The 6,350-nt window shown below is 67.5% G+C and carries 5 protein-coding genes and 1 pseudogene; 3 read left to right on the top strand and 3 right to left on the bottom strand.

Annotation, left to right across the window (positions count from 1 at the left end; all coding sequences use genetic code 11):
- Positions 1 to 19: 19 nt before the first annotated feature.
- The gene (locus ACNPNP_RS19210; protein WP_448967633.1) at positions 20 to 1,330 is read right to left on the bottom strand and encodes an ABC transporter substrate-binding protein; all 1,311 of its coding nucleotides are present in this window, start codon (positions 1,328 to 1,330) and stop codon (positions 20 to 22) included.
- Positions 1,331 to 1,465: 135 nt separating this feature from the next.
- On the opposite strand from ACNPNP_RS19210, the gene ACNPNP_RS19205 reads away from it, so the two are divergent.
- The 3 genes from ACNPNP_RS19205 (at position 1,466) to ACNPNP_RS19195 (ending at position 4,543) form a co-directional block, all read left to right on the top strand.
- The gene (locus ACNPNP_RS19205; protein WP_448967632.1) at positions 1,466 to 2,233 is read left to right on the top strand and encodes a FadR/GntR family transcriptional regulator; all 768 of its coding nucleotides are present in this window, start codon (positions 1,466 to 1,468) and stop codon (positions 2,231 to 2,233) included.
- Positions 2,234 to 2,309: 76 nt separating this feature from the next.
- Positions 2,310 to 3,038, top strand: coding sequence for a response regulator transcription factor (locus tag ACNPNP_RS19200; RefSeq protein WP_448967631.1), 729 nt, complete (start codon positions 2,310 to 2,312; stop codon positions 3,036 to 3,038).
- Positions 3,039 to 3,049: 11 nt separating this feature from the next.
- Positions 3,050 to 4,543 (top strand): sensor histidine kinase, encoded by a 1,494-nt coding sequence (locus ACNPNP_RS19195; protein ID WP_448967630.1) that lies wholly within the window; start codon positions 3,050 to 3,052, stop codon positions 4,541 to 4,543.
- 15 nt (positions 4,544 to 4,558) lie between these two features.
- Here ACNPNP_RS19195 and ACNPNP_RS19190 read toward each other — a convergent pair whose 3' ends face one another.
- Complete coding sequence (locus ACNPNP_RS19190) at positions 4,559 to 6,079, bottom strand: FAD-dependent oxidoreductase (protein ID WP_448967804.1); 1,521 nt, start codon at positions 6,077 to 6,079, stop codon at positions 4,559 to 4,561.
- A gap of 69 nt (positions 6,080 to 6,148) precedes the next feature.
- Positions 6,149 to 6,350: pseudogene (locus ACNPNP_RS19185) on the bottom strand (FAD:protein FMN transferase); the annotation flags it as partial.

Here is a 6,350-nt window from a genome sequence, read left to right as displayed (position 1 = left end):
GGCGACGGACTGAGGATGGTTATTCGGCGTCTTCGAGAAGGAACTCGTCGAATGCCTCGTTCGAGCTCTCGGCGGCGGCATCCACATCGTCGCCGGCGATCGCCGCGACGATCGGCCCGCCGACGATCTCACGCGCCTCTGCCACCTGGATCACCAGCGGACGATCCTCACCGACGCCGTTCTCGCCGTTGATCTTGATCGCCTCGACCAGTTCCGCCGGGTACTCGGCGGTCGCCTCCTCGTCCTCCCAGACGGCGGTGCGCGCACCCATGACACCGAGCGTGGACATCTCGAGGGTGATCTCCTTCGACGTCGCCCACTGGATGAACTGCCACGCCGCCGACTGGTTCGCTGAGCTCTCGTTGATCGCGAGCGCCCATGCCGCCACGTTGTACGGCTTCGACCCTGCTTCACCCTCGGGGAAGGCCGCGAACCCGACCTGATCGGAGACCGTCGACTGCGACGGATCGGTCATGTTCTTGTAGAGGCTGTCCGCATCTGCGATGAACGCGGCCTGCCCCTGCTGGAAGACGGCGAACGCCTCCGGCCAGCTCATCTCGGGGTTGATGGTGGCGTCGGTGTGCGTGCTGATCAGGTCGCCGTAGTACTGGTAGGCGGCACGCGCCTCCTCGCTGTCGATCGCCGACGTGCCGTCTTCGTTGATCCACTTGCCGCCCGAACTGAACAGGAACGCACTGAACTGGGTCACGGCGGCGGACTTGCCGGTACGGCCCACGTAACCGGCGACCTCGGGATGAAGCGCGTGGATCGCCGCGGCGGCGGCATCGAGTTCTTCCAGGGTGGTCGGCACTTCGAGCCCTGCCTCTTCGAGCAGGTCCTTGCGGTAGTAGAGCACCGTGCGCTCCGTGATGATCGGCACGCCGACGACCGCATCCTCGTAGGTGGTGAGCGAGGCCGGGCCCGACTGGAAATCGGACCAGTCCCATTCCTCGTCGCCCTCGACCTGCTCGGTGATGTCCGAGAGGTAGCCGTTGCTGGCGAAGAGCTTGTTCTCCTGAAGCGGACGGTACATGAGCACGTCGATCTCGTCGGTGCCGGCGTTGAGCTTGACGTTGTACTGGTCGGAGAGCTGGTCCTCCGCGAGCTGCGAGATCTCGACCTTCGCGCCGGTCTCCTCCTCGAACTCGGGGATGAGTTCCTTGATCGTCTCGGTCCACACGTGGTTGGCGAGCGTGACACGGATCGTCGTGCCCTCGATCCCTTCGCTCTCGTCGATCTCCGAGCCGGAACTGCAACTGACGAGCGTTCCCGCGACGACTGCGGTTGTTGCCGCCGCGAGGAAGCGGGCGGTCTTGGATCGGTACTTCACTGTGACTCCGTCCTGAACCGCGCGCCGTCGCGTGGTTCCCTGGTGCAGACGTTCCGTTACATCTGCTCAGTGGCCAAGATTGCCACCACAAGTCAGACTTTTCAACATCTGTGACCAGAAAGATATGATCAAGGCATGACCTCGCTCCCCGGCGCTGAGGCCGCTCCGGCCTCCCCCGCCGCATCCGCCCCTGCGATCGACAGACGCAACCTCGTGTTCGACACGCTGGGTCGAGAGATCTGCGCCGGTGTCATCGCACCGCAGGCGACGTTCACGACGGAGTCCATCGAGAGCCGATTCCAGGTGTCGCGCTCGGTCGTCCGCGAGGCGCTCCGCGCTCTTGAGGCGCAGGGGCTCATCACCCCGAAGCGACGCGTGGGCGTGCGGGTGCTCCCCCTCACCGACTGGAACGTGTACGACCTTCAGGTCATCCGCTGGCGACTGGCCGGTCCCAGCAGAGTCGCCCAGCTGCGCTCTCTCACCGAACTGCGCGGAGCCATCGAGCCGGCCGCCGCGCGGATGGCGGCGATGCGCGCCCCGCTGAATCAGGCGAGCGACCTCGTCGGCCTCGCGGGGAGGCTGTGGGCGGCCGGACGGGAAGGAGACGCCGAGAAGTTCCTCGATCTGGACAAGGAGTTCCACTCCCTCATCCTGACCATGAGCGGAAACGAGATGTTCGCACAGCTGCATCACCTCGTCGCCGAAGTGCTCACCGGCCGCAGTCAGTACGACCTCATGCCCCAGTACCCGGCGCCGGAGGCGCTGCAGATGCACGTCGACATCGCGACGGCCATCCAGACCGGCAACGCCGACAAGGCCGCAGCCTCGATGGTGTCGATCATGGACCGCACGCTCACCGAGATGAGTTCGATCTGGGAGCAGGAAGCGCCGATCATCCACTGATCGCCGCCCCGTGATTCACAGGCCACCCATAGCGCGCTCCATAGAAATCCCATAGCTGATTCCTCAGAATGGGTCCATGACCACTGATCAGCCCGAACTGCGCCGCCCCGATGGCTCGCCCCTGCGCATCCTCGCCGTGGACGATGAGCAGATGCTCACCGATCTGCTGGCGATGGCGCTGCGCATGGAGGGCTGGGAAGTGCGCACCGCGTCATCCGGCCTCGAGGCACTCCAGGTCGCTCGAGACTTCGAGCCGGACGCGCTGCTGCTCGACATCATGATGCCCGACCTCGACGGCATGAGCGTGCTGCGGCGCCTGCGTGAATCCGGCAATCTCGTGCCGGTGCTGTTCCTGACGGCGAAGGACGCCGTGGTCGACCGCATCGCCGGGCTCACCGCCGGCGGCGACGACTACGTCACCAAACCGTTCAGTCTCGAGGAGGTGATCGCCCGTCTGCGCGCGATCATCCGTCGCACCGGGCTCGCCAGTACCGAGGACGGGCAGTCGATCCTGCGCGTCGGCGACCTCACCCTCAACGAGGACAGCCACGAGGTCGAGCGCGACGGCACCGAGATCGAACTGACGGCGACCGAGTTCGAACTGCTGCGCTACCTCATGCGCAACGAACGCCGCGTGCTCTCCAAGGCGCAGATCCTCGACCGCGTGTGGAGCTACGACTTCGGAGGCAAGTCGTCCGTCGTCGAGCTCTACATCTCCTACCTGCGCAAGAAGATCGACGCCGGTCGCGCACCGCTGCTGCACACCGTGCGCGGTGTGGGATACATGATCAAGGCCCCGCATTGATCGAGCCGGGGATGACGCACCGACCGCTGACCCTTCAGACGCGGCTGATGGCCGCGGTGATCGGCTTCGTCTCGCTCATCCTCATCATCGTGGCCGTCATCACCAGCACACTGCTGGGAACGGCGCAGGAGGGACAGCTCGCCGGGCAGTTGAACTCGCTGTCGCTGCGCACGACCAGCCTCGTCGCGCAGGCGTCGAAGCCGGCGGCGATCTACAACCGGCCGCTCACAGCGCAGTCGGCGATGGAGAACGTCGCCCCGCCAGCCACGGGGATACTGCTGGCGGTGTCCCCTCCCGACAGCGCCGCGAGCGGCGTCATGGTCGACGGTTCAGGCCAGGTGCGAGACCTCAGCGACGAGCAGCTCGCCGCCATCAACGAGGCCCTGAGCGGTCGAGCATCCGGGACGATCACCTTCCCAGGGCCGGGCGGCCGTTCGTATCAGCTGCTCGTCACGCAGACCTCGGTGACCCAGTACTCGGACAAGATCAACGTCGTCACCGGCCTGCCCCGTGACGCGATCCAGAGCAGCATCGCCCAGCTGTTCACCGTGATCACGCTCGCGACCCTCGGCGGACTCATCCTGCTCGCCCTGACGACCGCGATCACGATCAGGGTGAGCCTCAGGCCCCTGCGGGCGGTCGCCGGCACGGCCACCCGGGTGGCCAATCAGCCGCTCGATCGCGGTGAGGTGAGCATCACGGAGCGAGTACCGGCGTCCGAAGCGGACCCCCGCACCGAGACCGGGATGGTGGGTGCCGCGTTGAACACGCTGCTGGACCACGTGAACGACTCGCTCGCATCCAGGCAGAAGAACGAGGAGCGGATGCGACGGTTCGTCGCCGACGCGAGCCACGAGCTGCGCACGCCGTTGGCATCCATCCGCGGGTACTCCGAACTGTCCCTGCGGGATCGGGAGCTGCCAGAGACGGCGCAGACGGCCCTCGAGCGCATCCAGGCGCAGTCGCTGCGGATGACGCGCCTCGTCGAGGATCTGCTGCTGCTCGCCCGGCTCGACGAGGGGCAGGAACTCGTGCACGGCACGGTCGACCTCACCCAGCTGGCGCTCGAGGGGCTCACGGATGCGCGGCCCACCGCGCCGGGGCACCACTGGATCATCGAGGTCCCCGAAGAGCCCGTCGTCATGCTGGGCGATGCGGGTCGGCTGCATCAGGTCGTGGCGAACCTGCTCGCCAATGCGCGCACGCACACCCCCGAGGGCACCACGATCACTCTGAGCGTCGCCAGGGAAGGCGAGGATGCCGTGATCCGCGTGCACGACGACGGACCCGGGATCGACCCGCAGGTGCGCGATGAGCTCTTCGCCCGCTTCGCCAGAGGAGACAGCTCCCGCGCACGTCAGACCGGCGGGACCGGTCTCGGCCTCGCGATCGCGAAGGCCATCGTGGAGGGCCATCACGGCACGATCGGCGTCGACTCCGAGCCTGGCAGCACGACCTTCACGGTGCGATTCCCCGTCTCGCCGGCCTCCGCACCCGCGTCGTAGTCGCGGTCGGCGTCGTCAGTATCCTGCGAAGGCGTCGGTGGTCAGCGACCGCGCCTTCTGCAGCGCGGGGGCGAGATCGGCGATGAGCCGCGGAGGGCCGGAGATGAAGGCGTGCCTGGCCGAGATGTCGGAGACGACCTGCTCGAGTCCTGCCGCGTCCAGGCGCACGCCCTGCGCCCAGGTCCACTGCGCCGGGAGACCGGAAGGGGCGTCCCTGGTGAACACGACCGTGCGCACGCCGGTCTCGGCGAGTTCGGACCGGAACGCGAGCTCTGACGCCTCGGCCGCGACGTAGACCAGCACGACGTCGCGGGCGCGTCCCTCGGCGTGCAGCTGGCGCAGCTGCGAGACGAACGGCGTCACACCGATGCCGGCGGCGACCATGAGCACCGGTGCCTCGCCCTTGGGCAGCACGAAGTCGCCCCAGGTGCCCGTGACGGCGAGAGTCGCGCCGGGCTCCGCCGCCGCGAGCGCGCGTTTGTAGCTCGACGGGTGCTTCTGATCGCCGTTCTTGTACGCGATGCGCAGGGTCGGCAGGTCGGCCGGGGCCGAGACGATGCTGAACTCGCGCCGTGTGCCTCGTGCGTCAGGATGACGATGGGGCACGTCGAGCTCGAGGTACTGCCCCGGGAGGAAGCGCAGCTTCCCCCTGGCACGGAACGTGAGCTCCTGCGCGGTCGGCGTGATGAACTCGCGCTTCTCGAGCGTCAGACGCACAGAACCGCGCAGCGCGAAGGCGAATGCGAGGAGGTTGCCGATCAGCAGGGCGCGCTCCTGACCGAGCGTGAACAGCCCGCCGACGAGGATCGGCCATCCGGCGAGCACGCCGACCAGTGCGGCGACCCAGAACTGCTGCCAGCGCCGCGGCGGGCTCGTCAGGGGCTCGGACACCATGAACGCGCCGAGGAAGAGGAACGGACTCTGCAATACCGCGAACTGCAACGCGCTCGCGATGTCGAAGTCGATGTCGAACTGCTGCGCCTGCACCGCCTGGCGCACGACCGCCGTGGCGATCGCGATGAGGAGGAAGACGAGCACGACCCGCACCTTCTCCGTGCGCCAGAGCACCGCGAGTCCGAGCACGGCGACGGGGATCGCGAGCGCACCGTTGCCGACCCACCACGAGGCCGATGTGCCCAGCCATTCGAAGGCGCCGAACGAGCCGATGATCGAGACCACCGCCGCGCCGAAGGCCGCGGGGTTGAGGATGTGACGCCCGCGCCAGGCGATCAGGTACTTCGAGACGCTGGCGAGCAGGCCGGCCAGCGCGAGCCCGATGAGAGCGGTCGGTTCCGCGCCAGGGCGCATCACGAACAGCGTGATCAGCGCGGTCACGAGTGACGATTCCACGCGCCACGGCAGGTGCAGGATCCTCTGGACCCCCGCATCGACGGCGGAGATCACGACCGTGAGCACGACGAAGGACGCCAGCAGCTCGAGGGGCGTCGGCGACACGATCACTCCGACGAACGAGAGCACCAGAGCGATCAGCGCGAGCGCGACGAGCGCGAACAGTACGAGACGGTACATCGACATCGCCCCGAGGACGGCCAGAACCCGCTGCCGGATGGTTGTGAATGAGAACGTCACGTGTACAACTCTTCCCTATCTGCGGATGCCGGGGGTCGTGAAGAGCTCCACCGGGCAGTTCGGCGATCGCTCGGCCATGCCCGCCGTGCTCATGCGCACCCATTCCACGCCCCAGCGCGCGGCGAGTTCGGGCCCGCCGTCGAAGAACAGCGCAGTGGCCACGGCATCCGCACGCATCGCATCCGGCGCGATCGCCCACGTCGCGGCCCACGCGCGC

The organism is Microbacterium xerophyticum (assembly GCF_053543555.1).
The sequence above is the reverse complement of the archived record's forward strand: the minus strand, read 5'-3'. Positions and strand labels throughout refer to the sequence as shown.